Source organism: Acinetobacter sp. AOR18_HL (assembly GCF_027855145.1).
GTDB lineage: Bacteria > Pseudomonadota > Gammaproteobacteria > Pseudomonadales > Moraxellaceae > Acinetobacter > Acinetobacter pittii.
This window is the reverse complement of the sequence record NZ_JAKTIG010000023.1, coordinates 131,008-155,669: the sequence shown is the minus strand read 5'-3', so window position 1 is coordinate 155,669 and position 24,662 is coordinate 131,008. Positions and strand designations below refer to the sequence as shown.

Below are 24,662 nucleotides of genomic sequence, written 5' to 3'. Positions count from 1 at the left end.
AGTAAAGCCTAATGGGTGATACCAAAATTGCTGATGTAATCGTACCTGAGTTATTCACTCCGTATGTTTTAAACAAAACCGCTGAGAAATCTGCCTTATGGCAGTCTGGCATTGTTGGGGATCTTGATGAAGAAGTCGCTTTCGGAACTAAGGGCGGTACTACTGTAAATATTCCTTTTTGGAACGATTTAAGTGGTGAATCGGAAGTTCTCTCAGATCAAACCCCTTTATCTGTAAATAACATCACATCGGGTCAAGATATTGCAATTCTTCATGCTCGTGGTAAGGCATGGGGGGCTAATGATCTAGCAAAGGCCTTATCTGGTGACGATCCACTCGGAGCGGTTGGTGATCTAGTAGCGGATTATTGGGCGCGTGAGTTCCAAGGGTTTACCGTGAATACCCTCAAAGGTGTTTTTGGTGCTGCAAGTATGGCAAGTAACGTACATGATATTTCAGCTGGCGTAGGGGCCGCAGCGGTTATTGATGGTCACTCTTTTGTTGATGCGTCATATAAGCTTGGCGATGCGGTCGATAAATTAACGGCGATTTCAATGCATTCATTCACTATGTCAGCTTTATCTAAGCAGGGGTTGATTGAAACCGTGCGTGATGCTGATGGGGTTTTGCTCTACAAAACCTTTATGGATCGCCGTGTGATTGTTGATGATGGCATGCCTGTGGATGGTGATGTATTTACTTCCTTCCTATTTGGTCAAGGTGCTGTCGGCTTCCAAGATATTGGTGCGCCAAATGCGGTTGAAACTGATCGCGATAGTCTTGCTGGTGTAGATATCTTGATTAACCGCCGTCACTTTGTGCTGCATCCACGTGGTGTTAAATGGGCAGGACCAAATGGAATTGCACCTAAAAATTCTGGGCTTGCAACTGGCACCAACTGGGAGCGTGTTTACGATCCTAAACAGATCCGTATCGTGGCTTTTAAACACAAAATCAAATAACTAAAAGGCGGGTAACACCGCCTTATTTTTTGGAGATCCTTCCATGGGACTTTCATCATTTAACCGTGCACGGGAAAGACAACAAATGACTGAAGCTAAAATAAATGAGTTAGAAGATCAACTAGCAACATTGAAAGGTGAGTTTATTGCATTCCAGAATAATCCTGAAGCAATGAAAGCCCGTATTGCTGAGCTTGAATTGGGTGAAGGAAAACAAACGCCAGATGGCGAAAATCAGCAAGCTCAAGACAACCAAAACGCTGGTGATGACCAGGTGCAACCAATTAACTATGCAGGACTTAAAGTCGATGAGCTTCGTACTGTATTAACTGAAAAAGGTATTGCATTTGAACCGGGTACTAAAAAAGACGAACTATTAGCATTACTTCCAAAGGAATGATCCATGAGCTTTATCACTGAACAAGAAGCAATTGAACGTGTTGCAGGCTTTGATGCTTTATCTGCCAGTGATAAAGCTGACTATCTCGAAAAGTCAGAAGCTTACTTGTTAGCGCGTAATGTTAAGCCTTATGAAGACACAACCATAGTACCCAAAGCCCTTAAATCAGCTTCATTTGAAGTCATAAAGGGCATCATGAAGGGTGAACTATATCAAGGCCAAGAACAGGCATTAAAGCGCAAGAAAGTGAAGGCAGATACGGTAGAAACTGAAAAGGAATACCAGGACGGATCAGTAAAACTGAGTGCGACTGAGCAATATATTCTTGATTTGATTAAGCCTTACAGCAAACGAAAAGCTGTATTTTTTGTCAGGAAAATCTAATGGGCTTACGTGACGAAATTCAGGCAGAAATTGCCGAAGCATTTAATGAAGATCTGGAGGACACCGTTCATTCTTTTACATGTGAGCGGATTTCTAAAACGAATTGGGATCCTAAGACAGAAACTCATGTTGAAGTTAAAGAAAACTATACTGGTCGTGGTGTTCTTTTTGGCTCTTACAAACAATATGAAATCCAAACCCTTGGAGTGCTGGCCACAGATAAGAAAGCGACCGTGCTTCAAAATGAAGTGACAATGGTGCCCATTATGGAAGATGAGTGGGTTACACCTTTAGGTACTTTTCGTGTCAAACACATTCAACAGGATCCCGCTGCAACTATTTGGAAATGTCAGTTGAGGAAGGTTTGATTACTTGGTCTAATATCCTTCTAAATTAGGGGGATATATGGCTAGAAAAAAATTAGAAGATAAAATCAAAAGAGTTGGCTACTTTGTTGGTGGTGGAATATTGGGCTACTTATTGATCAGTTTTTTTATACTAAGTTCATTTCCACTACACCAGTACCTTCTGGATAAAAAACTTGCTTATGATGTTTTAAAAGATAGTCTAACCATAGGTGCTGCATTTCTTGCCCCAATTGCTGCATTTGTTTTATTTAACGACTGGAGGGTTGAGTATCACATAAAAGAACAATTCAATAGTATTGATGAAATTAAAAAAATACTCAAAGAAGTTGAAACGACAATTGGTAAATACGTAAATAGAATTTTTAAAGAAAATATCAACTGTAATATTGAGTTTGAAAATTTTTCTGAAAGATTAATTTTATTAGAGTATAGGGATCTCTTAGGAATCCTTTTAGTTGAAATTGATGAAAAAAATCAGTTAGTAATAGATTTTAAAAAAAATGTTGGGATGTATTATGCAAAGCTAAACGTAGCTCTTAACCATTTAAATATTATGGAATTTAATACTTATCGAGAAGGTAAATTAATAAAAGACGATATAGGTAGAAAAATCCACGAAGAAGAAATCAAAAATATTCGTGATGATTTTATGGATAGATATCTAAAGTTTCATGAAATTCATAACGAACTAACAAGTAGATATTTTTCGATAGTTACTTTGGGAAATGAGATTAAAAGAAACATGTAAAGAAACCTACTTCGGTGGGTTTTTTAATGGGCACAAATTAGGAGTTTAAATGATAAGTACAGATTACGTACCTTTATGGCATATATCACCATTTCAACATGTGCAGTATGCGCTTGCTCGAAATCAAATACATATGGATTTGTTATTTGAAGATATGGGCAATGCTGATCAATTTTTAGATATGGGGGCGGATGCTCAGGTTAGTTCTTATTCAGATGGCGCATATGCAATTGTCCAAATTGGAGATACAGCGGATAAGGACCAAATACAAGTTTATGGATTGCTTTTACATGAGGCTGTGCATATCTGGCAAATAGTAAAACGGCGAATGAGTGAGCGCGAGCCAAGTATAGAGTTTGAAGCATATTCGATTCAAGCGATCGCTCAAGACCTTTTTGAAATGTATGAAGAAAGCGAGGTAAATGATGGGATGGAAGGGGAAAAAGCCAACTGAATTTAGTTTTGATGTGGCTAAAACAGCAGAGGAAAAGGTAAAGAAAATTACAATGGATGCTGTTCAGTCTTTGGTCGTTTCAAGTCCCGTTGATACTGGCGCTTATCGTGCTTCTCATATTGTTTCGATTGGATCTGGTGACTATGGTGTACGTGGACCTGAAACAAACGCCGTGCAAGATGCAGCGATTCAAGCTGTGAAATTTAAACTTGGTAGTTTGATTTATATTCAAAACAACCAGCCCTATGCTGAACGCTTAGAAAATGGTTGGTCTGATCAAGCACCGCAAGGTATTTACAAGACCACGTTTACTTATATTTCTCAGAAGTACGGTGGTTAAGATGGCAATGACTTTAGAGCAGACAAGGCAAGCTATTATTGATCGTATGCAAAGCTTTACTGGTATTGCCCAGGACAGAATTCAGTATCCAAATGCACCAGGCTTTAATGTACCAAAGGAAGGCTTATGGTGTAGTCTAACCATTGCAGGCGGCCCGAGTTTTACCTCAGGTGTAGCAGATAAGCCTTGTAACCGTCGCACCGGCAATATTATGGTTCAATGTTTTGATCGACTTCATGTAGGAGAAAAAGCACTAACGATTCTCGGTGATTCTTTATTGGCCCATTTTGAACATTTCTCTTTTGATGATTTAGAGTGTTTGAACGGTCAATCGATTAAAGTTGGTAAGGACTCTGATTTTGTGCAATACAATGTGGTCATAGGATTTACGGTGAATTGAAGCACTCAAAGTAGAGTGCACAATAAGGGTTATGAACGGTGATACGAATGAATGCAACAGCATTTGACAATTTTAATTTTTATATCGGATACATGAGGTATGCAGGAGGAAGGTGGCTGGTAGGTGCATTACACAAAGATGATCGTGAAGGTTGTGATGAATTAGATGAAATATCTGAGTGTTTCTTTGATATTAATGAAAGTGAAACTCATGCTCCACGCGCACTTGAATACATCAAAGAGCATGTAAAGTTTCTTTCCCTTGGAGACACGCCAAGCCAGACACTTAAAGCTGTAGAAGATCAGATAACAAACTATATAACCAATTTATAAATCTATACCGCCGAAAGGCGGTTTTTTTCATTTTTACTCACTACCACCTCATCGGTGGTTTTTTATTTTTACAGGAATCACTTATGAGCAATTTTTGTTTTAAGCGTGGTGACACATTCAACTTGAATTTGCAGCTGGTTGATATGGATGAGGCTTTGCAATATCCACCTGATGATGTTCGTCGTGCTATCGATCTGACAGGCTACACGTTTACTTCGCAAGTTAAATCGTTAGCCGATGGAGTAGTGGTTGCTACTTTGACTTGTGCAGCATTAAGCCAGAGCACACAGAAAGGTTGGCTTAACGTGAAATCGGGAGTAAGCACAACCGCATGGCCCATTGGTTTGTGCCAAATGGATATTAAAGCAGTAGTAAGCGGCAACACTCAACATACCGAAACTTTGACTTTCCAAGTGATTGATGGGGTAACAGCATAATGGCAAATCTTGTATTTAAATTTAATTGGGACCATCGACCGTTCCAGTTAAACTCGGCCCAAGGTAAGCGGCAATTCATGCTGCCATTCGCTTCGGGTATTCCAAACTTAAATCCGCAACTTTCTCAAGTTCAAGGTGCTGGCACAGCTGCCGCTGCTAATATTGGGAGTGCTGATGGAAATGTGATCGGAGTAACAGGTATTCTTGTTAATTGTCAGGGAGCACAACGTTTAGATTTAGGTACATCAGCAAGCTCCTCTGCCACTGCTATAGAAATGGGTTCAACGTCAGTAGCAGGCAATACTTTTATTGATTTTCACACATGTGGAGCTCCTACTGATTACGATGTTCGGTTGCTTGCTACGGGCGGTGATACTGCTAATGCGGGAGCGGGCATTTTAAATGTGACAGCAAATACAACTATCTTTAATAGTAAGCTTCGCTCTTTACCAACATTTAATCAAACCACCTCTGGAAATGAAGCTGCAAATCTTTATATCTCTGCTGGCGGTGATATTTATCGTACAGGTAAAACTTATAATAGCTTTGGTCTAGGATTAAACACTCTACAAGCTACGAATAGTATTGATTTAAATACTGTAAACTTACCTAGTGGTATTTATTCAGGGCAAACGTGGACGAACTCAGGCACTACTTCTCAGTGGCAAACATTATTGCAATTAAATCTTGCATCTGATGGTTCTAATTATCAGACTCAAATTTCTTTTGATGGTAATGGTTCAGATACTAAATTAATTTCTCCTTCAATTCGTCGCAAATTAGGTGGTACATGGAGTTCTTGGTTTAAGTTTTGGACTCAAGCCAATACAACTGTAGATGCAAACGGTTTTATCAAATCATCATCACCCATTATCAAGTTGTTTGCTGACTCAATTGAGTTAAATGATCAAGCAAAAAAACAACCAGTCAAATTGGAAAAAATTGATGTAGGTAATTATTTAATAAAAGGTTCTTTAGGTTTTGCACAAGATGGCTGGTACATTGAGCTGCCGAAAGATGCCAATGGTAATACGGTAGTAGCCGTAGAATACTCAACTTTAGAAAATGGGGATATTTCAATTAAGACTTTCAAGCGTAAGTTTGATTTTGAGCTTGCCGCGGTAGTTGCCGATCATGAAAATCCGATGGATATTCCTCTTAGTCGTTGGATTGATATCCGTTTATATGAAGAGGCTGAACAAATTGGTGAAGAACCTGTACCTGAAGTGCCTCTAAGTGAAACACCTATCGACTTTCAGCCTACTAACTTATCTCAGGCAGTTGCTGCAGCCATGAATGGTGTGGAGCCGCCTGAAATCTCGGATACAGACGAAACACTTTAATGACCCGCTATTTCAGCGGGTTTTTTATTGCCTAAATTTTGGAGAACTATAAATGAGTTCAGGCGCAAAAATTCGATTATATGCATGTGAAGAAGCAGTATTAGGTACGACCCCGGCAAACCCGATCTGGTATACAGTTCGCCGTGTTTCAGATGGCTTATCAGAAAATGTATCTACAGAAGAAAGTAGCGAGGTTGTTGACTCACGCTTCCGACAGGGAGGTGTGGTTACTGAAGCTGAAGTGGCTGGTCAGTTAGAGTTTGAATTGTCTGTAGGGACATTTGATCTATTTTTAAGTGCATTGGCATTTAATAACTGGGCAGCCAATGCGCTCAGCTTTGGAGGAAATGTACGTAAATCATTTACCTTGGTTAAAGTGTTTGAAGATATCGGTCAGGTTTTTATTTACCGTGGTGTTCAGGTGAATACCGGTGAAATCACGATTCAGACCACAGGTAAAATTACAGGGAACTTTGGTCTGGTAGGAAGCTCATTTACCCGTCAACTAGTCAATCCGGTTACCAATCCAATTGCTGCATCCAGTCGCCCTTTGGTCAGCATGCCTAATGTTGAGAACTTACTTGTGAATGGTCAGTCAATTCAAGGTAAAGCTTGTTTGCAATCACTTACGCTTTCAATAAATAACAATTTGGAAGCAATCCGCTGTATTGGTTCTGGCAAATACACGCCAGAGTTTTATCTTGAAAAGATGATGGATATCGAAGCAAATGCTTCATTCATGTTCTCAGCTACAGCAGCAAGCTGGATCGATGCAATCAAATCCCGTGATGTATTCACTTTGACTTTCGATATTAAAGACAGCAAGGGAAGTAAATACTCGTTCAACTTCCCGCAATTGGAAGTCATGGAAGCCAATCACCCGGATGGTGGTGGTGATGACATCATCACTTTAGATATCAACTTTGCTCAAGTGCGGACAACTCCAACAATTGTGCGAGCTCTTGTGTAATTCACTTCAAATCAATAATGCCTGTGGAATCCCATGGGCTTTTTTATTTTCAAATTTTTCGAGGTAGGTATGGCTTTAAAAGTTGGAATTGTACGAAGCTCAGAAGTATCTAAGTGGTGTACGTTTGAAACTGCAGGTGGACAGGCAGAGTTTAAAATCCGTGGTATTGGCTATAAACCTTTTCAAGTTGCTTTAGAAAAGGCTGGGAATCAAATTTCATCAAAAGGCTATGATGTGATGATAAAAGATGAAAACGGTAAGCTTTACCATGAGCTTTTGTTAGATGCGGCTGGAGCTCATTTAATTGAAGATTGGAAGGGCGTAGTTTTTGCTGAAGTTGAAGGTGACGATACAGTTGAAACCGAACAACCTTATACCCCTGAGAATGCATCTAAGCTGCTTAACCTTGGTGATATTGGTCTTTTGATCTGGTCATTCATTAAAGAGCAGGCTCAAAAGATCCAGGAAGACGCAGATAAAGACAAGGCTACGATTTTGGGAAAGTCATCGAACTCTACAAGTACCAAAAAACCTATGCGTCAAAAACGCCGCACGAAATCGAACAAATCAAGTTCTTAGGTGGGCATGTACCAGAGCCGCCAGAATATTCTTACGCGGCTCAGTCCATTCTTTCAGCATTTAGCACTATTTGCAGATCTAGGAGATATGAGCAAGGTATACCGCTATCGTTAGATCAGCAGGCTATTAATGTCTATGCTGAGCATAATGATTTGCCTGTTGATGCTCATATTTTTAATGACTGTATTTTTGCTTTAGACAATTTATTTATTGAAGAAGTTCATAAGAATATTTCAGCCAAAAGCAAGGCTAAGTGACCTATTTGGGCATTGCCAAGGGTAGCAAAGCCCAAATAGGTCATAGCGTCAAACAATTAAGCAATTGATCAATAAAGTGAGTCAAAATCTTGCATTTGATGTTACAAAGGAGAAGTCAAGTATTGACATTTCAGTAAAGATTTCTTATTGACAAAATTGTCAATTGTAAATAGTATGGCCGAATAACGAACGTTAATAGTCGTTCATATTTATCAACGAATTTTAACTTCGTACATATTATCGCAGCCTGTATTTGGGAATCACTATGAAAGCTCCAGCAATGTTGGTTACACCAACTTTTGGTGTAACTTCAACTCAAAAAATTATTGACGAAGCGCAAAAACAAATCACTCCAGCTCGTAAAACACGTTTAGAGAAATTAGCTCAAATTGCTAAAAGCGCATACAGAAACTAAGAGGTAGCAATTTGTCCACAGAGATAGATATTTCTGAGGTCGAGTTAATACATCTAGAATCAGATCAAAAGCATCTTTATCAAGAATTTGAATGTGAGCGCGAAGAGCTTAACAATTTTTTGATAGAAGATGCTTTTGAGTATCATAGTTATGGTTTAACAAAGACAACTTTAGTTGTACATAACGGTGAACTGGTAGGTTACTTTAGTCTATCGGCTGATAAAATTGTACTCACCAATAGTGAAAAAGCAGAATTAGCATTAAACGGCGAATTTCCAATTACTTACTTCCCAGCAGTAAAAATCACCAAACTTGCGGTAGACAAAAAATTTGCTAGGAAAGGTTATGGAAGTGTTATTTTAGATTTAATTCAAGGGGTTGTTTATAGTCATCTTTTCGCAGTAAGGTTTTTAACTCTAGACGCGATTAATGAACCTAAAGTAATAAGTTTTTATGAAAAAAATGGGTTTATTGAAAGTCTTCATGAAGCTAGCGAAAGAAGGCAAAAAAGAAATCGAGAAACTATTTTGATGCATAAAGATATATTTGCAGATTAAACCACCTTCGGGTGGTTTTTTAATATCTGTAATGTAGTAATAGTGAAATATAGTTATTAAAAATATATTATATTAACAATAATTTATATTGAAAATTAATATGTTAGTAAAACTTTTATATACATTGGGGTTATCGATTTCTTTGGTGGTTTTAGTTAGCTGCACTAAACAAGCTGAACATAAAGCGCTACCTCCTTCAGTTGAAGCACAGTTCATGAGTGCGGACCAACAAATAGGGAAAATGCTTGATGATCTAAATAATCAGAATGTGCCACTTCAACGTAAGCAAGAGATATTGTGCAAGACATACCCAGTTGTCTACAAAAAACAGTACATGCCAGCTATACTCAAGCTTTCACCGCATGAATATACCGAGGAGATTCTATTAAGAGATTTTGAGGCGGTGATTAGCTTCTACAGAAAAACTTTTGTAGTTAATTGTGGTTGATTTTTGTCACTTAAGAATCTAATAGTATATAGCTTGCATCAACAAGTGTTCGACAAAATAGATTTAATTTCTTAAAGGTGATAATTGTGTCAAATCAAACAAAATTCATAATAGGTTCAGTAATTGTCATAATATTTATTGCGGGTAGTAATTATTTTAAAGATTTAAATTTACTTAACTTAGGACAAAAAGGTGGGACCTCAGCTGGAAAAGAGATTAATAGAAACATGAATAACAATTAGACCACCTTCGGGTGGTTTTTGGTTTTCTGAGCTGTTAAATTTTACTTATTCACTTTAATGGTTGATTCAATGAAAAATATTATACTTTTAATAGCTTCTTTGTGCTTTGCATCTCAAGTGAATGCAGGTTTTGAAACTAAGCAAGAACAAAATGAAAAGAAAAAATCAGAAAAAAATGAAGAAGCAAATAAATATATCAGTAGTTTGGTTGGAAAAACGGCATGGTATAACTCTAAAAGCTGTAATGTTTCAAATCCAATATTTGCTAATCCAGATTTAACATCTGATGAAGATGCGAAATACAATACTGAAGATAAATATGTTCCTGTTAAGTTTTTAAGAGGAGAAATCAAACAAACATATTTCTATGGTTCATATTTTAATAATTATACTTTTGAGGTTCAAATTGATAATAAAGAAAAAGGATATTTGAAATCCTCTGACGGAGCAGGAAAGATTGAGTTAAATGACTGGGGGTGCTTCAGAACCAGTAATCCTGAAAATGAAGATAAGTTATTGAACCAAAAAATTAGTACATCATCTTCTATATGGTTAATAAGTTGTAAAAAAGATCCAATAGATTCAAAAAAGACCTGTTTTATGACTAAAGACAAGCTAACGGTAATGTTAATAAATGGCAAGTATGGAATAGGAGTAGGAAAGAACCATTACCCGCATTCGGAAAGTGCAATTAAGGTGGACGATAATGTTGCATATTACGGGCAGAATGGAATTATAAACCCGATGTATACAAATCTGATCATTAATCAATTAAAAAAAGGGAAGAAGGCATCAATTCGATATCAAGAATGGCCTTACAAATATGATATTCATGGTGAAATTGACTTAAATGGCTTTACTCAAAACTATATGGAAATGTTGAGCCGATTTAAAAGATTGTAAACCCCAAAGTTAAATTTTTATGAACCCGCGAAAGCGGGTTTTTTATTGCCTGGAGAAAAGTGAAATGGTACAAGAATCCCGTTTGGTCATTGTAATTGATTCGCAAAATGCTGAACGCAATGCACGAAATCTAGGCAATGAACTAAACAGTATTGAAAAGAATGGTGACTTTGCCACAAAGTCAATGGATCGCATGTCTGTAGCTACTCGTTCATTAGCTGGTTACATGGCTGGTGTTGTTACAATTGGTTCAGCCATTAGCAAGATGGATCTCTACACTGGTATTAATAACAAATTAAAATTAGTTACTAATAACCAAGAAGAATTAAATCTGGCAATGAATGATACTTATGAAATTGCACAGCGTTCAGCATCCTCTTGGAGTGCCGTGAATGATGTCTATTCCAAATATATGTCCAATGCTAAGACACTAAATTTAACTCAAGAACAGACAGCAAAACTTACTGAAATTACTTCAAAAGCAGTTGCTATTAGTGGCTCTAATTCTGAATCAGCTGCAGCAGCTTTATTCCAGTATGGGCAAGCTTTAGATGGTGGTGTTTTAAGAGCCGAAGAGTTTAACAGTCTAGTCGATGGAGCGGGTGGCCTCTTAAACGCAATGGCTAAAGGTCTAGGAGTGACCCGTGGTGAACTCCGCCAAATGATGCTTGATGGAAAACTTACTGGTGAAGTAATTACTAAAGCACTTTTAAAAGCTGGTGATAGTGTTGAGCAACTTTACGGCAAAACTAATAAAACAATTTCTCAGTCTTTGGAAATGTTAAGTAATGGTATTACTAAGTTTGTCGGTGAAACAGGGCAGGGTTCTGGTGCTGCTCAGTCTTTAGCTGGATCTATACAAATTCTAGCTGAAAATCTAGATCTAATTGTAGATGGTGCATTTGTTCTTGGAATTGGCTTAATGACAAAAGCAGTTTTAACAAAAACTGTCGCCATTCAAGCAAGCATAGTAGCATCAGCTCAACAAAGAGCTGCAAATTTGGCAGAAGCGCAATCTCAAGTTCAGTTACTTGGTGTAGAGGCAATGCGAGCAAGACAATCTGCTGCATTAACTTTAACAGAAATAGGATTAGCTCGAGCAGAATATAATGCAGCGATTACTGCTGACGCACGTGCAATCGCTGTACAACGCAAGACTGCAGCTGAAGTTGCTCATAGTGTCGCTTTAAAAGAGGCAACCGCAGCGACTGCTGCATATACCGTAGCACAAGGAAATTTAAATAGGGTTGCTACACTTGGAAGCCGTGCATTAGGTTTAGTTGGGGGGCCAATTGGTGCAATCACCATTGGAATTACAGCTTTAGCAGCAGGCTATATGTATTTTCAAGATAAAGCTGCTAAGGCTAACAAAAAGTTAGAGGAGCAAGCTGAAGTAGCGAAAAGAGCAAAAGATGAATTGTTAGCTTTACGCGGACTCGAAAAGGATTCTGCAATTAATGATATGTCTGCTTCCTTGGAACGTCAGAATCAAGCTCTTGCTGAGTCTAGTAGCAAGATCAATATCCAGTTAAATGCGATCGCTCAGCTTTATAAAGGGAACAAAGAAATTGTAGAGGTAGTTAATGAGGCTAAGGATGGCACCATTAGCATGAATGATGCTGTTAAGCGCTTTAATGATTTAAAGATCAATAAAGAAATCTATGAATCATTTAAAACAAATGCTGACATTTTTCAAAAAAATTCAGTGGCAGCACAAACAACTCAATCATCATTAAAGTTGCTAGGGCAAGAAACTAAAATTGCAGGTAATGCAGCGCAAAATGCTGCAGTCCAGCATCAAAATCATGCCAAAGCGATTGAAGGTGAGGCTAACGCCGCAACGACTGCGGAACAAAAACTTAAAAAATTGAGAGAGGAAGCAAATAAATCCATGCTGAATGATCAGTATTGGATTAATACATATAATCGTAATAAAAATATTCTTGGCGAAGCGGTAGCAAAAGATTTTGCTGATTTTTCTCAAGAATGGCGTAAAACAAATAAAATTGGTTCAGATATCACCCTCACAAAAGAGCAGAACCAAGTTTTACAAGAACAGTGGCAATTACATTTGAAAATTGCTGCAATTCGCGATGAAGCTACTGCTGCCACCAAAGAGCAAAACAAGGCCCTGCGAGATCAGCAAAAAGTTTTAACTGTAAATGACAAAGTTCTAGCTAACGCAGAAAAATATAATTTTGCTGAAATTGAAGCTAAAAATAATCTTCCATCAGGTACCTTGTCAGCGATTCATATGATTGAGTCTAAAGGTAATGCTCGGGCTTACAATAAGGAAACGGGTGCAACAGGTGGTTTTCAGTTTCTTGAGGGTACTGCCAAACAGTATGGTGTAAAAGACCGCAATGATTTAGCACAGTCTGCCGAAGGTGCTGGGAAATACATGTCTTATCTATTAAAACTCTTTAAAGGAGATCTAGAAAAGGCTGTGCGGGCGTATCATGCTGGTGAAGGAAACGTGCAGAAGGGTAAAGGTATTGGTAAAAATAATAACCAATACTGGAAAGACTATCAGGGATATATGGCAGGTATCAATGGTTATACAGCTGGCGATATCTCCTCAAAGGACTTTGATGGCCTTATTCAAGAAGCCACTAAAATGGCTGAAGAACAAGCTAATCTTCGGCTTAAGTTAGAAAATGATGTTGCAGACCAGATAACCAAGATTCGAAATGATCTTTCTAAAAAGCTGGAAGAAGTTGATAAAGCTAATTTTAGCCCTGAGCGTAAAGCTGCTATTAAAGCGGAGCTGCAAGCGCGTGCAGATAATGATATTGCAATTGCTGAGCAGGCAACAAAAACCAAGCTTGATTCATTTCGTGACTTTAATAAGAGTGAAGAACAGCTTTTAAAAGAAAGTTTTGCCAAACGGCAGTTTGATGCTGAGCATGATCTAGAGTTGACTAAAGAACAGCGAAAAGAAGCTGTTGGTATTTTGGCTCAACAATTAACACAAGAGATTGCATTAGTAAAATTGGCTCAAGAGCAGCGTTTATTTCAAGCTCGGTTAACGTTGCTTTCCGAAACACAAGCTATGCAGGAGAGGTACAGACTTGAACGTGAGGAGATTCTACAGAATACAAAACTTTCCATTGAAGAGCGGCAAAAGCTAATCGCGTTTTCTAAAGCCAATCAGGATAAAGAGACGCGAAACAAAGTCAATAATGCTGTTCAAAACTGGGGTGGTATCCAGGCTGATATGAATGGTTCCAGTGAGTTCTTTAGGCAGGATCAGGAACGGTTTAGCCGTTTGGGTGCTGCAAATGATCTTGCGGATAGTCAATATGCTGCCACAGATCTTAATGAACAAAATGGTTTAGATAGTCTGAATGCACAAATGGAAGCTGGATTAATTCAGCAACAGGATTACGAAGACCGAAAAACTGCAATCATTCAAGCTGCTCAAGAGCAACGAAGTCAAATTTACAGTGAGTATGCTCAGAACACCAAGGATATCGAAGACAAATATCAGCAAGATCGATTGAACACTCAGATTGCTCTTGGTGGGCAAATGATGGGTTCAGTTACCTCGATGTTTGGTTCAATGTTTGGTGAGCAATCTAAAGCATACAAGCTCATGTTTGCGGCAGATAAAGCTTATGCAATTGCAGCTGCAGGTATTGCCATTCAGCAAAATATCGCAGCAGCTTCAAAAGCTGGTTTCCCTTATAACTTGCCTTTAATTGCTGGAGCCGTTGCACAAGGAGCCAGCATTATTGCAAACATCCGGGCAATCAAAGATCAAGGTTTTGCGGACGGTGGTTACACTGGATCTGGTGGTAAGTATGAAGCTGCGGGTATTGTCCATAAAGGTGAGGTTGTTTGGTCGCAAGAAGATATTCGCCGTTGGGGTGGTGTTGGGTTAGTTGAAAACATGCGTAAGAGCTCAGGCCCTGAAGCATTTATCAATAACCATGCTATTAACAATACTTCAGTTGAAAATGTCTTTAATCGTTCTTTCCTCAGTTCAAAAGCATTTAATGATAATCAAGCGATTTCGAATATTTTTAATCAACCTATTCGAGAAAATCAGATTATTACTAAAGGCTTTGCGAACGGTGGATTTACTGGAGGAACTGTTTCAAAACCGACTGCTTCCGGTCGTTCTGATCTATTCCACGACGGAAAAGTTTACTTCTCTTCAAATGGTTTAGTTCAGGATCGATCAAATCTTGAAGATGTGCAGGACTTTACCTCAGGTCAATCTCCGCGCCCTCAAGCTGAGTTTATGCCTTCAATTGAGCCTATTTCACCGACAATCAATTTTAAAATTGAAGTGATTAATCATGTGAGTGGGGCTACTGTTGAAGCTGAACAACTGGATGAGAAAACAGTCCGAATCATCGTCAAGGAAGAACTGGATAAGCAACTTCCAAAAGCGGTACCACGATTAGTAAGCGAGGATATTAAAAATCCAAACTCTCTAATTAGCCGCTCTTTGAGTGAGAATACAACTGCAAGACGTAATCGATAGCTTTAGAAGTACACGTATAAGGAGAGAAATATTAATGAAGTGTAACAGATGCCTTTTAAAGCCACAGGTATAAGGAGAGATGAATTTTAAAGTTAACAGTATAAGGAAGAAGAGCTGTTGACACCTTAATCCTATACCTACTTCTAAATCCTCTTGACAGCAAATAATATGAAAGGACCACCTTCGGGTGGTTTTTTTATGCCCGTGTTATCCAAAGTAGGAAAAATGAATAAATATCACTTTTTTGAAATGAAAAAATAAGGGCACTTAAAAAGCAAAAACCCCAGTGTTGGCGCACTGAGGTTTTCAATTCAACTCAACCAGCGAAAGTTAAGGAGAAATCTCTATATGACAAATCATACATCAAAATCACAGTTAAAGGTAGATGGAAAAATGAGCGAATCTGGTGCTGATTATGCAGGAAAAATACAAAGCTATGCTGTGCTTATTGTAGCTATATCAATTTTGATAAGTGCAATAGGCGGTTTAGCGTGGCTATTCTGCGGATAGATAGTTTTTATCTTTTGGTACCGCCTTCGGGCGGTTTTTTATTGCCTGAAGGAAAGTTATGTACAAGTTAAAGCTAAATCCTCAAACAAATGGCTATGGCGTAACACCAGGTGATGATGTAAAGCGTCAGCAGATGGATGGAGGGCGTGGACGTTATTACATCGATGTAAAACGTAATAGCCACATTGTCGATGTGAACTGGAATTTAAGTAAAGCCGATTTCAATAAAATGATGGCTTTCTGGCGTGTATACCAAAGCAAGCCAGCTTCATTTTATGCGGATTTGGTAATTGACCAGGGCACGCGTCAGCAATACCAATGCAACTTCATTCCCAACTCATTCAAGTCTAATGAAGTGAACGGCAACTTATATCGTGTAAACGCACAACTAGAGGTAGTGCAAAACCAGCCAAACCTTACAGCTGATGCAGCATTGATTAAAGATTGGGAGGTCTAATGGATAACGAATACGCCAAGTTCTTTCTCAATCGTAAAGTCGATATCTATCAACTGGAGTGTATTGAGTTATCACACCCATCATTTCTAAATACTTATCGCGTTGTTCGTAATGATGACCGTGGTGTCTATGTACAGCATAACGAAGGAGGGGGCCAGGTCTTTTACGAATATCTGCCTATGTCAATTCAAAGATCTGGAATGCTGGGCGATTTAGACCAGACTTTAACTGTCTCAGTTTCAGGGCTTGGCGATATATTGCCAGATGAGTTAGAGCGAGTACTGGAAGGCCAATATGCAGATGTTAAACCTACTGTGAATTATAGGCTCTATAGTTCAGACAACTTGAATACACCAATCCATTATTTGCTAGGCCTTCAACTTGCAGGTGTTTCAATGAACAATAAAGCTGTGACATTTAAAGCTGAGTCCCCTCGTTTAAATACCTCCAAAACTGGTGACATTTTCTCACTGGACCGGTTTAGTGGACTAAAGGGGGCTGTATGAAAAGTCATGATCATTTACTTGATAAGCAATACGACGAAGAGCACTACAACTGTGTTCACTTCGCACATGAAGCCGCTCTAGATCTATATGGAGTAGATCGGAGTGAAGCTTTGGATTTGTTCATGCAACCTAAAGGCCATATCAAGTTTAAAGTCTCGCGATTAAAACTCTTAAATCCGCTGCCCATGCCCAAGGAAGGTTGCATAGTTGCCTTCCATCCAAGACAAAGAAATAAGCCCCCGCATGTGGGGCTTTTTCGTGGGCAGAAGGTTTTACACCTCATGGAGAGTGGAGTCACTTATTTAGCTGAAGACGTCATTAAAGCAATGGGGTTTAGTCGGGTTAGTTATTATGATTAAAGTTATTTATAAGCAAGATGCTTTGTCTGAAGAAAAGACAGTTGAACATGCCCACACAATAGGGCAGTGGCTAACTTCAAAATATGAACATATGCCTGAACATGTCCGTATTTTTCATACACCAAGCAATATGGATCATGCAGAGATCTCTTTTGCCAATGAAGTTACACCGAAGAATGCTCACGACTTAAAGCAGCTTGATTTCTTGCCGGGTACTTTCATTGTGATTGAAAACCCGAAAGGGATGCCTGCACTTATTGCTGCTATCGTTTCTATTGTTTTAAGTGTGGCGATTGCATTTTTAATGCCCGCGCCGTCAATTGCCCAAACCACTCAGAATAACAATCAATCCTCATCTGCAAATAACGAACTTTCAAACCGCGAAAACAAAATGCGAGTGAATGGCCGTATTGCTGATATTTATGGTGCAGCTTGGGATACAGCTGATCTAATTGCTGTGCCTTACAAGGTTTATGAAAACAACGTTGAGGTAGAGCATGTCGTTGGCTGTATAGGGCGTGGTCACTATCACATCAAAGGTGCTTACGATGGTGAAACCAATATTGTCGATATTGCAGGGGCATCGGTCGAAGTCTTTCGTCCTGGTGTTGATATTGTTTCTGGCCAGCCTTATTTTTCGCTTGGTAGTGAAATTACAACACCGCCTTTAACTGTTCAGCACCAAAACTCGGTTAATGGCCAGATATTGCGTCCAGCTGATACTCAAAGTCTGGAAGGCACCAATTATCTTCAATTTGCTTACCCAAATGAGATACTTCGAGCAGCTGCTAACAATACCGATTTGACCACTAAATTTGTCAGCAATGACCGAGTTGAAATCACTAATGCTTCTTTTACTTTTAACGGACAAACATACGATTTAAACGGTACTTATAGCGTCTTATCTGTTGCTGATGACCGAATGGCCTTATCTAACCCGGCAGCAGTAAATCCGAATTGGCTAAAGCTCAAAGAACTCACTAATCAGCAAACTGGTGCTTTATCTCCAAAGCTCTCATCCATTGGTGAGAAATGGATTGGTCCATTTATCCTGGACAATATTGAACGTAGTCGAGTGCTTTGTAATTTTGTGGCCACAAATGGACTTTATACAGTTTCATCAGGGGGCAATCAGGCAGCTGTAAACGTCACGATTGAGGTTGAAGTTACTCCAGTGAATGAATCGGGTGCTTCAATTGGTAACCCAATGCTAAAGCAGATCATTCTCAAGGGTTCGGCTAAGTCACGGCAAACGGTTGGGGCAACGCTGGATATGGTCACATTTCAGGGCCGCTGCAGTGTACGAGCTCGCCGTTTAACTCCAACCCCTGGAGTTACAACTGTTGTTGATGATGTGAAGTGGCAAGCACTATATGGTGCATATCCATTGCAAAGCACAACGTATGGGCATGAAACGGTTTTCCGTGCACGTACTTATGCAACGACTGGAGCATTGTCAGTTAAATCCCGCAAGATCAATTTCGATCTTCAGCGGATGTTACCGACTTATAAAAATGGCTCAATGACGACTGAGTTATTTCCAACGTCAAGCTTTGCTGACGCACTGGTCTCAATGGCGCTTGATGACAAGATAGGCCGCCGTACGATCGATGAAATTGATATTGAAAACATCTATCGAACTTATAACGATATTGTCGATTATTTCGGAACACCTTTGGCGGCCGAGTTCTGTACCACCATTGATGATACGAACCTTTCATTTGAGGAACTGGTCACCAATCTTTGTGATGCAGTGTTTTGTACCGCCTACCGGCAAAACAATAAGCTTAAAATCTACTTTGAGCGACCAACAGATAACTCGGTGTTGTTGTTTAACTTTAGGAATATTATTCCGGATAGTTATAAGCATGATCTGACTTTCGGTGTAATAGATGATTATGATGGCCTCATCTATGAATATACGGATCCGACCGATGATAGTCGCATCAATATTTACTTGCCGGATAAAGGAGCAAATAATCCAAAAGAAGTGAAATCTGTAGGAGTACGTAATAAGTGGCAAGCCCATTTCAATGCATATCGGCTTTGGAACAAACTTCGATTTCAGCGTAAATCTATCACCTTTGATGCAGCACCTGAATCTGAGTTACTGGTTTTACGTGACCGGATTGCAGTAGCGGATTATCGAAATGGTATTCATCAAAGCGGTGATGTAGTTCAGCAAGAGGGATTGATTCTTACATTGAGTCATGATGTTGATTTCATAGCTGGCAAGAGTTATGTGATTTATCTGCAAATGGGAGATGGCAGCGTTGATCTAATTCCTGTTACTGCTGGATCAGCTAAGAATAAGGTGATCTTAGGACGTTTGCCAAACGGTGCACTCAAACTAAGTTCTGATGATTTTGTTAATACCATTTATACGGTTGTTAATGATGATACAAAGGATTCATTACCTTATCTGGTTGCTAAGAAAGATCCGGTTGATAAGTTCTCAAATACGATTACTGCAGTCAATTACGATGTGCGTTATTACCTCAACGATAAAGACTTTATTGACGTGCCAGTTGATGATTCACCGATTTACATTCGATATGACCAGTTAGATATTAATCTTGCACGTCTATATCAGATGCAAAGAGGTGATTTGCCAACAACTGGTGAAATTAGCTTTATTGTTGAAGCTGGTGCTTTGGTTTCGAGTTCTAGTTCTCTTAGACCTGAAACACGAATGGTTTATAAATTTGATTATGACAGACAGAACCTTGAATTTATTGTTCCTGCTGCACCTGAGTTACCAGCGATTGATACTGGAGAGTTTCCTTCTGGTCTTACCGTAAATCTTACGATCAAAGGTTCTGTTGTAGGGCGCGGTGGCGATGGAGGGTTACCACATTTAGCATATGCAGGACTATCAAATGACCCAGATTACAACTTTGCTAAAGCCCGCCGTGATGGGTTTCAGGGCGCACCGGGTTTAATGAACCGGCATAGTAAATTGAACCTGATCATAGATGGCGGAACATTGGCTCGGGGGGGCTCAGGTGGTGGGGCTACACCAAGTGGTATTTACACGGGGCTGAATTATGGAGTTCAAGGTGTTCCTGGTGGAGCTGGAGCACCGTTTGGTCGAGTTATGACTGGACAGCCAATCTACAATGATACTCAGGACTGGCGTTGGTATCTCGAAGGGGGTTATTTATTGGTTGTTAAAGTTACAGATGCTGAAGCTGAGATTCCAGGTAAGGGATATAGAACTCCTAATGATGGTCGTTATGTATCACCTTTATCTGGTGATGGAGGAGGCTGGGGGCAACGTGGTACTAAGTCGACAAATAGTGGAACTTCGAACTGGAATTACCACGGCACAACTGAAGGCCAACCAGGAGCGGGTGGTACCGCAATTGTTGGAGTAGCACCACTAACGACACAATTGATAAATGGAGGGAAAATCTTACAAACCCTTTAATACTTTGAAAGAACTTAGAGCACCCAAAAGGGTGTTTTTTTATGCCCAAGATCTGGAGGAAGGCATGCATGAACGATCAAACAAATAGTGTTGTAGAAGCAGCTGCAAGTACGGCTGCCGCGACTGCAACAAAATTCACTTATGGCTATGTATTAGGGGGCAGTTTGATTGGGGTAGTTGGCAAAATTGATTGGGCTGTCGTCTTTTCAATCTTAATCGGTATAGCAACCTATTTAACGAATCTCTATTTCAAAAAGCGGGATGAAAAGCGTAAAGACGAGATCCATAAGTTGCAAACGAAGCAATACGAGCTCACTAAAAAACGTTTAGAAGGGGATAATGATGAACAGTGAAAATACTCGGACATATCTAGCCTATATGGTTATAGCTATGTCATTTCTATGTGTACTTGGCTTATTTTTTATTGAGTATCCAGACAAAAATCGAGACTTATTAAACGTTTCTCTAGGTACTTTACTAGGTTTATCAAGCGCCGTGATTGCTTTTTATTTTGGATCTACAAATAAACAAAAGAAAGAAGCTGAAGATTCAAATCAACAGTAACTATTCAACTTTTAATGCCGCCTTCGGGCGGTTTTTTATTATCTGAGGAAAATTGAAATGAACATCGAACAATATCTTGATGAATTAATTAAACGCGAAGGTGGGTATGTTAATAACCCTGCTGATCGAGGTGGTGCTACTAAATACGGTATTACTGAAGCAGTTGCTCGAGCAAATGGATTTAAAGGAAACATGAAGGATTTACCGCTTGATGTAGCCAAGTCTATTTATCGCAAAAATTATTGGACAGCTCCCCGATTTGACCAGGTTAATGCCGTTTCTTCTGCAGTAGCAGAGGAGTTGCTAGACACTGGAGTAAATTGTGGTACGGGCTTTGCTAAACCTCTTTTACAGCGCGCGTTAAACCTACTTAATAACCAGGGAAAAGCAGGTTGGCCAGATCTTGCAGTCGACGGAATTTATGGACCAGCTACGCTAAATGCTCTCAAAATTTATTTGGCTAAACGTGGTAAAGAGGGCGAGAAAGTCCTATTACGTGTTCTTAATATCATGCAAGGCCAACGTTACATCGAAATCTGTGAACGTAATCCTAGTCAGGAGCAATTTTTCTATGGCTGGATTGCTAATCGAGTGGTGATCTAAATGGGCGACCTGCCCCATGGAGTAATGACGTTTGTAAAAATGATCACAACAAGAAGCAGGTCATTAAGCAGATCTATAAAGTAGTAGTTGGTTGCCAGTTGGCCTATTCATGCTTTTAAACGGAAAACCCTAACTGGCATTTGATCTTAACAATGTATTAAAGTCCGAACTATTTAATTACTTTAACGATGAGTAACATGAAACTTTTAGTAATACTTTGCATTATGCTTTCAGGAAGCACAGCTCGTACTATTAAGATTAATATGAATTTTTAAAATTTACTGATAAATGATTAGTTCTATTCTATGTGATCTCTTCTTACTTGACTCAGTGTAATTAAAAACTTCTCTTCTCTATCTTTTAAGACTTCATCATATGAAAAAAATGAACCATTATTTATAATTAAAAAATGTTTTTCATATTTGATATATTTATCTGATTTCAGAAATTCTATACTTAAATTAGAGTGAGGGGATAAGATTGTATTTGCTAGTCTTATATCTAAATTATCAATCGTTTTTTGAGAAGGGTATCCAGGATGTGATTCGACTAAAAATAAAAATAAATCTATATACGCTAATTCTAGTTCCTTGATAATTCCCTTAAACTCAAGATTGTTAATTTCTAGTAAATTACTTAAATCTTTATCCAAATAAGTAGCAAGCTCTTCAATAAGTATATTTAGTTCATTTATATTATTAAAAATTGGTTTTAAGGTTTCTCTAAACCTATTGAATTCTTCTAACCGTTGCTGACCAGTTAGAATTCTTTTGTTAACTTCCCCAAAAGCATCTTTTTTTTGCAGCGACTCTCCGATTACTCCCATAATATACGATTGATATTCATGCAAATTTCTTTTGTTTTCTACTTCATTGAACAAATATTTTATCTGAAGTTTAATTTTATTAATTAACTTTACACTTTCCAAATATCTGGCTTGTTTCTTCCATTCTTTAAATAATACTACTGCCACTAAAGCAGCAAAAAAGGTAGCGAATGCTGAGATGATTGAACCTAAAGCTGATATGAAATTAGAATCAAGGTTAAAGATCTCTTTGCATGTAACAAATACAAGTAAAGAAAATAAGTATGCATTAATCGCTAAAAAAAGAATGTACAGAAATAATTCATTTTTTTTCAAATTTTTTATTCTCACAGGTCTCTCTAATTTTAAAAGTATAAATTTAATATAATTTATTGTTCAATCTAATCATAGACACAACTAGAAATTCGAATGAAAAATTTTAGTTTTGTTAGTAGAGCAATTTAAGTTATATAAACTTTACTTAAGCAAATTCACTTCATTTATTTTCTTATCACAAGCAGTTCATCCCATCGAAATGGATTCCTACTCAATTTATCCCTACTCATCGACCAGTTTCGATTGGGAACAAAACATGGCCCGACGCTAATTTTTTTCTTTCCAAATTTACTATGAATACCATCCATAGCCTGCATCAAACATTCCTTTTTCTCGATATGCTTAAAGTCGGTTAAGAGGTCATAAGTATGGCCTGATTTGGGTTCAAGACCTGTCAGCACAACACCACATTTCTTGTATTTAATTCCTTCTTTATAAATATCGTTCAACATTCTTGTCGCTGCTTTGACGAAATCGATAGCGCAATCTGTGGGCTCAGAAAACGAACCTGTGATTGATTGGTTGTAGAACGGCACACTAGGATCGAAAGGATTTGATTGTACAAAAGCAATCATACATCCGCATAAAAGCCCTTCATCACGCAAGCGTTTACATGCATCTTGAGCATACATTGAGATAGCTTCTTTTAGATCGGTTAGCTCAGTTACTCGACCACCGAAAGACCTAGAGGCAACTATTTGCTTTTTTGATGGGGGAGAGTGTTCGATTTCAATGCATGAGATGCCCTGTAATTCGTAAATAGTGCGAGCCATAACAATCGAGAATTTCTTCTGCATTTCGCGCGGCTCAGCACAAGCTAGATCAAGCACTGTATTAATTCCCATACCTTGCAATTTTTTTGAGTGCTTACGGCCAACGCCCCAAACTTCAGATACTTCAATTAATGAGAAATAATATTCTTTATTGCACGGATCCATATGAACGAGATCGCAAACGCTGTTAAAGCCAGGGTTTTTCTTTGCAATGTGATTTGCAATCTTTGATTCAGTTTTGCTTCTGCCAATCCCAACACAGACAGGTAAGCCTAGCCATTTCCATATTTGTTGACGCATTTGCTGACCAACTTTTTCTAAATCAAAGTTCTTCTCATAAGCAGAAAAGTCAACAAAACACTCATCGATAGAGTACGGTTCAACTTCTTCTGCAGTTACGTACGAGCTCAGAATCTTGTGAAAGCGTCTCGACATTTCTGCATACATTGCATAATTGCTTGAAAGTACTATTACCTTGTTTTGTTGAACAATATCTTTGATCTGGAATAGGGGAACACCCATTTTTATACCTAACGCTTTTGATTCATTGCTTCGAGCAACTGCACAACCATCATTGTTGCTTAGAACAATCACTGGCTTATTGTTCAAACTTGGGTCAAAGACTCTCTCACATGAGACATACATATTATTTACGTCTATGAGAAAAAAGACTTTATTCTCATGTTTCATGATCTTTTTCTTGTCATTTTAATGATATGAGTGACAACACCCCAGATAAGCAACTCTTGGCCATCTAATAAGTAAATATTTTTATAATCTGGATTTTCTGCTTTTAGCCATTGGCCAGACTCATCAATCATTAACCGCTTAACTGTAAAATCATTATCGATTAGAGCCACAACAATATCGCCGTGTTTTGCATCGAGACTACGATCGACAATTAGCTCGTCGTCAATATCAATACCTGCATTAAGCATCGAGAGCGAAGCGACTTTGACAATGAAAGTTGCAGTTTCATTTTTTATTAAGTGCTCGTTCATGTCGAGTGCTTTATCTACATAATCTTGTGCCGGGCTTGGGAATCCTGCTGAAATCTTCTCTAGAGCATAGGGGACAAGCATGTGAGTGGTTGGTATAACTTGCTTGATTAATAAGGCTTCAGATAAAACAATACTACTTTGTAGATATGGTTTTATCTGGATGATGGATGGTGCAATTTCGCTCATAGAATATCCCCTAACTTGAATTTGTAACATATTCAAGATGATATGCTAGAGCTGGTTTAAATTTCAAATTTAAAAAGTTGTGGATAAATAATGACTAGTCG

Annotated in this window: 30 protein-coding genes; 27 read left to right on the top strand and 3 right to left on the bottom strand. The window is 38.6% G+C overall.

The window, feature by feature from the left end; genetic code table 11:
- The first annotated feature begins 11 nt into the window (after nucleotides 1-11).
- From MKL51_RS05905 to MKL51_RS05775, 27 genes are all read left to right on the top strand, one after another.
- Nucleotides 12-962, top strand: a complete 951-nt coding sequence (locus tag MKL51_RS05905) for a major capsid protein (protein ID WP_068563275.1) — start codon at nucleotides 12-14, stop codon at nucleotides 960-962.
- A gap of 43 nt (nucleotides 963-1,005) precedes the next feature.
- Nucleotides 1,006-1,362, top strand: a complete 357-nt coding sequence (locus MKL51_RS05900) for a HeH/LEM domain-containing protein (RefSeq protein WP_270904213.1) — start codon at nucleotides 1,006-1,008, stop codon at nucleotides 1,360-1,362.
- Between the two features lie 3 nt (nucleotides 1,363-1,365).
- On the top strand, nucleotides 1,366-1,746 hold the full coding sequence (locus MKL51_RS05895) for a hypothetical protein (protein ID WP_270904212.1): 381 nt from the start codon (nucleotides 1,366-1,368) through the stop codon (nucleotides 1,744-1,746).
- Nucleotides 1,746-2,114 carry a glutamate 5-kinase gene (locus MKL51_RS05890; protein ID WP_270904211.1) on the top strand — a complete coding sequence of 123 codons (369 nt, stop codon included), beginning with the start codon at nucleotides 1,746-1,748 and terminating at the stop codon, nucleotides 2,112-2,114. Before MKL51_RS05895 ends, MKL51_RS05890 begins: the two co-directional genes overlap by 1 nt.
- A 37-nt stretch (nucleotides 2,115-2,151) precedes the next feature.
- Nucleotides 2,152-2,862: a hypothetical protein gene (locus tag MKL51_RS05885; RefSeq protein WP_057070150.1), complete on the top strand. Its 711-nt coding sequence runs from the start codon at nucleotides 2,152-2,154 to the stop codon at nucleotides 2,860-2,862.
- Between the two features lie 49 nt (nucleotides 2,863-2,911).
- On the top strand, nucleotides 2,912-3,316 hold the full coding sequence (locus MKL51_RS05880; protein ID WP_270904210.1) for a hypothetical protein: 405 nt from the start codon (nucleotides 2,912-2,914) through the stop codon (nucleotides 3,314-3,316).
- Complete coding sequence (locus MKL51_RS05875; RefSeq protein ID WP_238615497.1) at nucleotides 3,288-3,656, top strand: HK97 gp10 family phage protein; 369 nt, start codon at nucleotides 3,288-3,290, stop codon at nucleotides 3,654-3,656. Before MKL51_RS05880 ends, MKL51_RS05875 begins: the two co-directional genes overlap by 29 nt.
- A gap of 1 nt (nucleotide 3,657) precedes the next feature.
- Entirely contained in the window at nucleotides 3,658-4,056 is a 399-nt protein-coding gene (locus MKL51_RS05870; protein ID WP_032063787.1) for a hypothetical protein, read from the top strand.
- Nucleotides 4,057-4,103: 47 nt separating this feature from the next.
- Entirely contained in the window at nucleotides 4,104-4,388 is a 285-nt protein-coding gene (locus tag MKL51_RS05865; protein WP_270904209.1) for a hypothetical protein, read from the top strand.
- A gap of 83 nt (nucleotides 4,389-4,471) precedes the next feature.
- Nucleotides 4,472-4,825 carry a hypothetical protein gene (locus MKL51_RS05860; protein WP_270904208.1) on the top strand — a complete coding sequence of 118 codons (354 nt, stop codon included), beginning with the start codon at nucleotides 4,472-4,474 and terminating at the stop codon, nucleotides 4,823-4,825.
- Nucleotides 4,825-6,168 carry a pyocin knob domain-containing protein gene (locus tag MKL51_RS05855; RefSeq protein WP_270904207.1) on the top strand — a complete coding sequence of 448 codons (1,344 nt, stop codon included), beginning with the start codon at nucleotides 4,825-4,827 and terminating at the stop codon, nucleotides 6,166-6,168. Before MKL51_RS05860 ends, MKL51_RS05855 begins: the two co-directional genes overlap by 1 nt.
- Before the next feature lie 52 nt (nucleotides 6,169-6,220).
- Nucleotides 6,221-7,138 carry a phage tail tube protein gene (locus tag MKL51_RS05850; RefSeq protein WP_270904206.1) on the top strand — a complete coding sequence of 306 codons (918 nt, stop codon included), beginning with the start codon at nucleotides 6,221-6,223 and terminating at the stop codon, nucleotides 7,136-7,138.
- 69 nt (nucleotides 7,139-7,207) lie between these two features.
- The gene (locus MKL51_RS05845) at nucleotides 7,208-7,717 is read left to right on the top strand and encodes a hypothetical protein (protein ID WP_270904205.1); all 510 of its coding nucleotides are present in this window, start codon (nucleotides 7,208-7,210) and stop codon (nucleotides 7,715-7,717) included.
- A gap of 522 nt (nucleotides 7,718-8,239) precedes the next feature.
- Nucleotides 8,240-8,389, top strand: coding sequence for a hypothetical protein (locus MKL51_RS05840; protein ID WP_002052904.1), 150 nt, complete (start codon nucleotides 8,240-8,242; stop codon nucleotides 8,387-8,389).
- 11 nt (nucleotides 8,390-8,400) lie between these two features.
- Nucleotides 8,401-8,946 (top strand): GNAT family N-acetyltransferase, encoded by a 546-nt coding sequence (locus tag MKL51_RS05835; protein ID WP_270904204.1) that lies wholly within the window; start codon nucleotides 8,401-8,403, stop codon nucleotides 8,944-8,946.
- A gap of 100 nt (nucleotides 8,947-9,046) precedes the next feature.
- Entirely contained in the window at nucleotides 9,047-9,394 is a 348-nt protein-coding gene (locus MKL51_RS05830) for a hypothetical protein (RefSeq protein WP_270904203.1), read from the top strand.
- 86 nt (nucleotides 9,395-9,480) lie between these two features.
- Nucleotides 9,481-9,636 carry a hypothetical protein gene (locus MKL51_RS05825; protein WP_171257497.1) on the top strand — a complete coding sequence of 52 codons (156 nt, stop codon included), beginning with the start codon at nucleotides 9,481-9,483 and terminating at the stop codon, nucleotides 9,634-9,636.
- Between the two features lie 69 nt (nucleotides 9,637-9,705).
- Nucleotides 9,706-10,539 (top strand): hypothetical protein, encoded by an 834-nt coding sequence (locus MKL51_RS05820; protein ID WP_068543306.1) that lies wholly within the window; start codon nucleotides 9,706-9,708, stop codon nucleotides 10,537-10,539.
- A gap of 64 nt (nucleotides 10,540-10,603) precedes the next feature.
- Nucleotides 10,604-15,031 (top strand): tape measure protein, encoded by a 4,428-nt coding sequence (locus MKL51_RS05815; protein ID WP_270904202.1) that lies wholly within the window; start codon nucleotides 10,604-10,606, stop codon nucleotides 15,029-15,031.
- A gap of 348 nt (nucleotides 15,032-15,379) precedes the next feature.
- A complete protein-coding gene (locus MKL51_RS05810) occupies nucleotides 15,380-15,541 on the top strand; it encodes a hypothetical protein (RefSeq protein ID WP_240296601.1) in 162 nt (53 codons plus the stop codon).
- Between the two features lie 58 nt (nucleotides 15,542-15,599).
- On the top strand, nucleotides 15,600-15,998 hold the full coding sequence (locus MKL51_RS05805) for a hypothetical protein (RefSeq protein ID WP_068555616.1): 399 nt from the start codon (nucleotides 15,600-15,602) through the stop codon (nucleotides 15,996-15,998).
- Entirely contained in the window at nucleotides 15,998-16,504 is a 507-nt protein-coding gene (locus tag MKL51_RS05800; RefSeq protein ID WP_032052860.1) for a DUF1833 family protein, read from the top strand. Before MKL51_RS05805 ends, MKL51_RS05800 begins: the two co-directional genes overlap by 1 nt.
- Nucleotides 16,501-16,863, top strand: coding sequence for a hypothetical protein (locus MKL51_RS05795; RefSeq protein ID WP_032052862.1), 363 nt, complete (start codon nucleotides 16,501-16,503; stop codon nucleotides 16,861-16,863). The genes MKL51_RS05800 and MKL51_RS05795 overlap by 4 nt, the downstream gene beginning before the upstream one ends.
- Entirely contained in the window at nucleotides 16,856-20,293 is a 3,438-nt protein-coding gene (locus MKL51_RS05790; protein ID WP_270904201.1) for a host specificity factor TipJ family phage tail protein, read from the top strand. The genes MKL51_RS05795 and MKL51_RS05790 overlap by 8 nt, the downstream gene beginning before the upstream one ends.
- 68 nt (nucleotides 20,294-20,361) lie before the next feature.
- On the top strand, nucleotides 20,362-20,646 hold the full coding sequence (locus MKL51_RS05785; RefSeq protein WP_031968604.1) for a phage holin: 285 nt from the start codon (nucleotides 20,362-20,364) through the stop codon (nucleotides 20,644-20,646).
- Nucleotides 20,647-20,683: 37 nt separating this feature from the next.
- Entirely contained in the window at nucleotides 20,684-20,857 is a 174-nt protein-coding gene (locus tag MKL51_RS05780) for a hypothetical protein (RefSeq protein ID WP_226381308.1), read from the top strand.
- 57 nt (nucleotides 20,858-20,914) lie between these two features.
- Nucleotides 20,915-21,460, top strand: coding sequence for a glycoside hydrolase family 108 protein (locus MKL51_RS05775; protein ID WP_086355112.1), 546 nt, complete (start codon nucleotides 20,915-20,917; stop codon nucleotides 21,458-21,460).
- A gap of 298 nt (nucleotides 21,461-21,758) precedes the next feature.
- Here MKL51_RS05775 and MKL51_RS05770 read toward each other — a convergent pair whose 3' ends face one another.
- The 3 genes from MKL51_RS05770 to MKL51_RS05760 form a co-directional block, all read right to left on the bottom strand.
- On the bottom strand, nucleotides 21,759-22,601 hold the full coding sequence (locus MKL51_RS05770; RefSeq protein WP_270904200.1) for a hypothetical protein: 843 nt from the start codon (nucleotides 22,599-22,601) through the stop codon (nucleotides 21,759-21,761).
- A 164-nt stretch (nucleotides 22,602-22,765) separates the two neighbouring features.
- Nucleotides 22,766-24,064, bottom strand: a complete 1,299-nt coding sequence (locus tag MKL51_RS05765) for a Y-family DNA polymerase (protein ID WP_270904199.1) — start codon at nucleotides 24,062-24,064, stop codon at nucleotides 22,766-22,768.
- Entirely contained in the window at nucleotides 24,061-24,561 is a 501-nt protein-coding gene (locus MKL51_RS05760) for a LexA family protein (protein ID WP_270904198.1), read from the bottom strand. Before MKL51_RS05760 ends, MKL51_RS05765 begins: the two co-directional genes overlap by 4 nt.
- Nucleotides 24,562-24,662: the final 101 nt, after the last annotated feature.

Coding starts and splice junctions, on each gene's coding strand:
- MKL51_RS05850 (WP_270904206.1), top strand. CDS start 6,221: ATGAGTTCAGGCGCAAAAATTCGATTATATGCATGTGAAGAAGCAGTA.
- MKL51_RS05840 (WP_002052904.1), top strand. CDS start 8,240: ATGAAAGCTCCAGCAATGTTGGTTACACCAACTTTTGGTGTAACTTCA.
- MKL51_RS05860 (WP_270904208.1), top strand. CDS start 4,472: ATGAGCAATTTTTGTTTTAAGCGTGGTGACACATTCAACTTGAATTTG.
- MKL51_RS05900 (WP_270904213.1), top strand. CDS start 1,006: ATGGGACTTTCATCATTTAACCGTGCACGGGAAAGACAACAAATGACT.
- MKL51_RS05875 (WP_238615497.1), top strand. CDS start 3,288: ATGGGATGGAAGGGGAAAAAGCCAACTGAATTTAGTTTTGATGTGGCT.
- MKL51_RS05800 (WP_032052860.1), top strand. CDS start 15,998: ATGGATAACGAATACGCCAAGTTCTTTCTCAATCGTAAAGTCGATATC.
- MKL51_RS05780 (WP_226381308.1), top strand. CDS start 20,684: ATGTCATTTCTATGTGTACTTGGCTTATTTTTTATTGAGTATCCAGAC.
- MKL51_RS05870 (WP_032063787.1), top strand. CDS start 3,658: ATGGCAATGACTTTAGAGCAGACAAGGCAAGCTATTATTGATCGTATG.
- MKL51_RS05820 (WP_068543306.1), top strand. CDS start 9,706: ATGAAAAATATTATACTTTTAATAGCTTCTTTGTGCTTTGCATCTCAA.
- MKL51_RS05790 (WP_270904201.1), top strand. CDS start 16,856: ATGATTAAAGTTATTTATAAGCAAGATGCTTTGTCTGAAGAAAAGACA.
- MKL51_RS05795 (WP_032052862.1), top strand. CDS start 16,501: ATGAAAAGTCATGATCATTTACTTGATAAGCAATACGACGAAGAGCAC.
- MKL51_RS05815 (WP_270904202.1), top strand. CDS start 10,604: ATGGTACAAGAATCCCGTTTGGTCATTGTAATTGATTCGCAAAATGCT.
- MKL51_RS05890 (WP_270904211.1), top strand. CDS start 1,746: ATGGGCTTACGTGACGAAATTCAGGCAGAAATTGCCGAAGCATTTAAT.
- MKL51_RS05810 (WP_240296601.1), top strand. CDS start 15,380: ATGACAAATCATACATCAAAATCACAGTTAAAGGTAGATGGAAAAATG.
- MKL51_RS05895 (WP_270904212.1), top strand. CDS start 1,366: ATGAGCTTTATCACTGAACAAGAAGCAATTGAACGTGTTGCAGGCTTT.
- MKL51_RS05905 (WP_068563275.1), top strand. CDS start 12: ATGGGTGATACCAAAATTGCTGATGTAATCGTACCTGAGTTATTCACT.
- MKL51_RS05830 (WP_270904203.1), top strand. CDS start 9,047: ATGTTAGTAAAACTTTTATATACATTGGGGTTATCGATTTCTTTGGTG.
- MKL51_RS05760 (WP_270904198.1), bottom strand. CDS start 24,561: ATGAGCGAAATTGCACCATCCATCATCCAGATAAAACCATATCTACAA.
- MKL51_RS05805 (WP_068555616.1), top strand. CDS start 15,600: ATGTACAAGTTAAAGCTAAATCCTCAAACAAATGGCTATGGCGTAACA.
- MKL51_RS05775 (WP_086355112.1), top strand. CDS start 20,915: ATGAACATCGAACAATATCTTGATGAATTAATTAAACGCGAAGGTGGG.
- MKL51_RS05885 (WP_057070150.1), top strand. CDS start 2,152: ATGGCTAGAAAAAAATTAGAAGATAAAATCAAAAGAGTTGGCTACTTT.
- MKL51_RS05880 (WP_270904210.1), top strand. CDS start 2,912: ATGATAAGTACAGATTACGTACCTTTATGGCATATATCACCATTTCAA.
- MKL51_RS05855 (WP_270904207.1), top strand. CDS start 4,825: ATGGCAAATCTTGTATTTAAATTTAATTGGGACCATCGACCGTTCCAG.
- MKL51_RS05785 (WP_031968604.1), top strand. CDS start 20,362: ATGAACGATCAAACAAATAGTGTTGTAGAAGCAGCTGCAAGTACGGCT.
- MKL51_RS05845 (WP_270904205.1), top strand. CDS start 7,208: ATGGCTTTAAAAGTTGGAATTGTACGAAGCTCAGAAGTATCTAAGTGG.
- MKL51_RS05865 (WP_270904209.1), top strand. CDS start 4,104: ATGAATGCAACAGCATTTGACAATTTTAATTTTTATATCGGATACATG.
- MKL51_RS05765 (WP_270904199.1), bottom strand. CDS start 24,064: ATGAAACATGAGAATAAAGTCTTTTTTCTCATAGACGTAAATAATATG.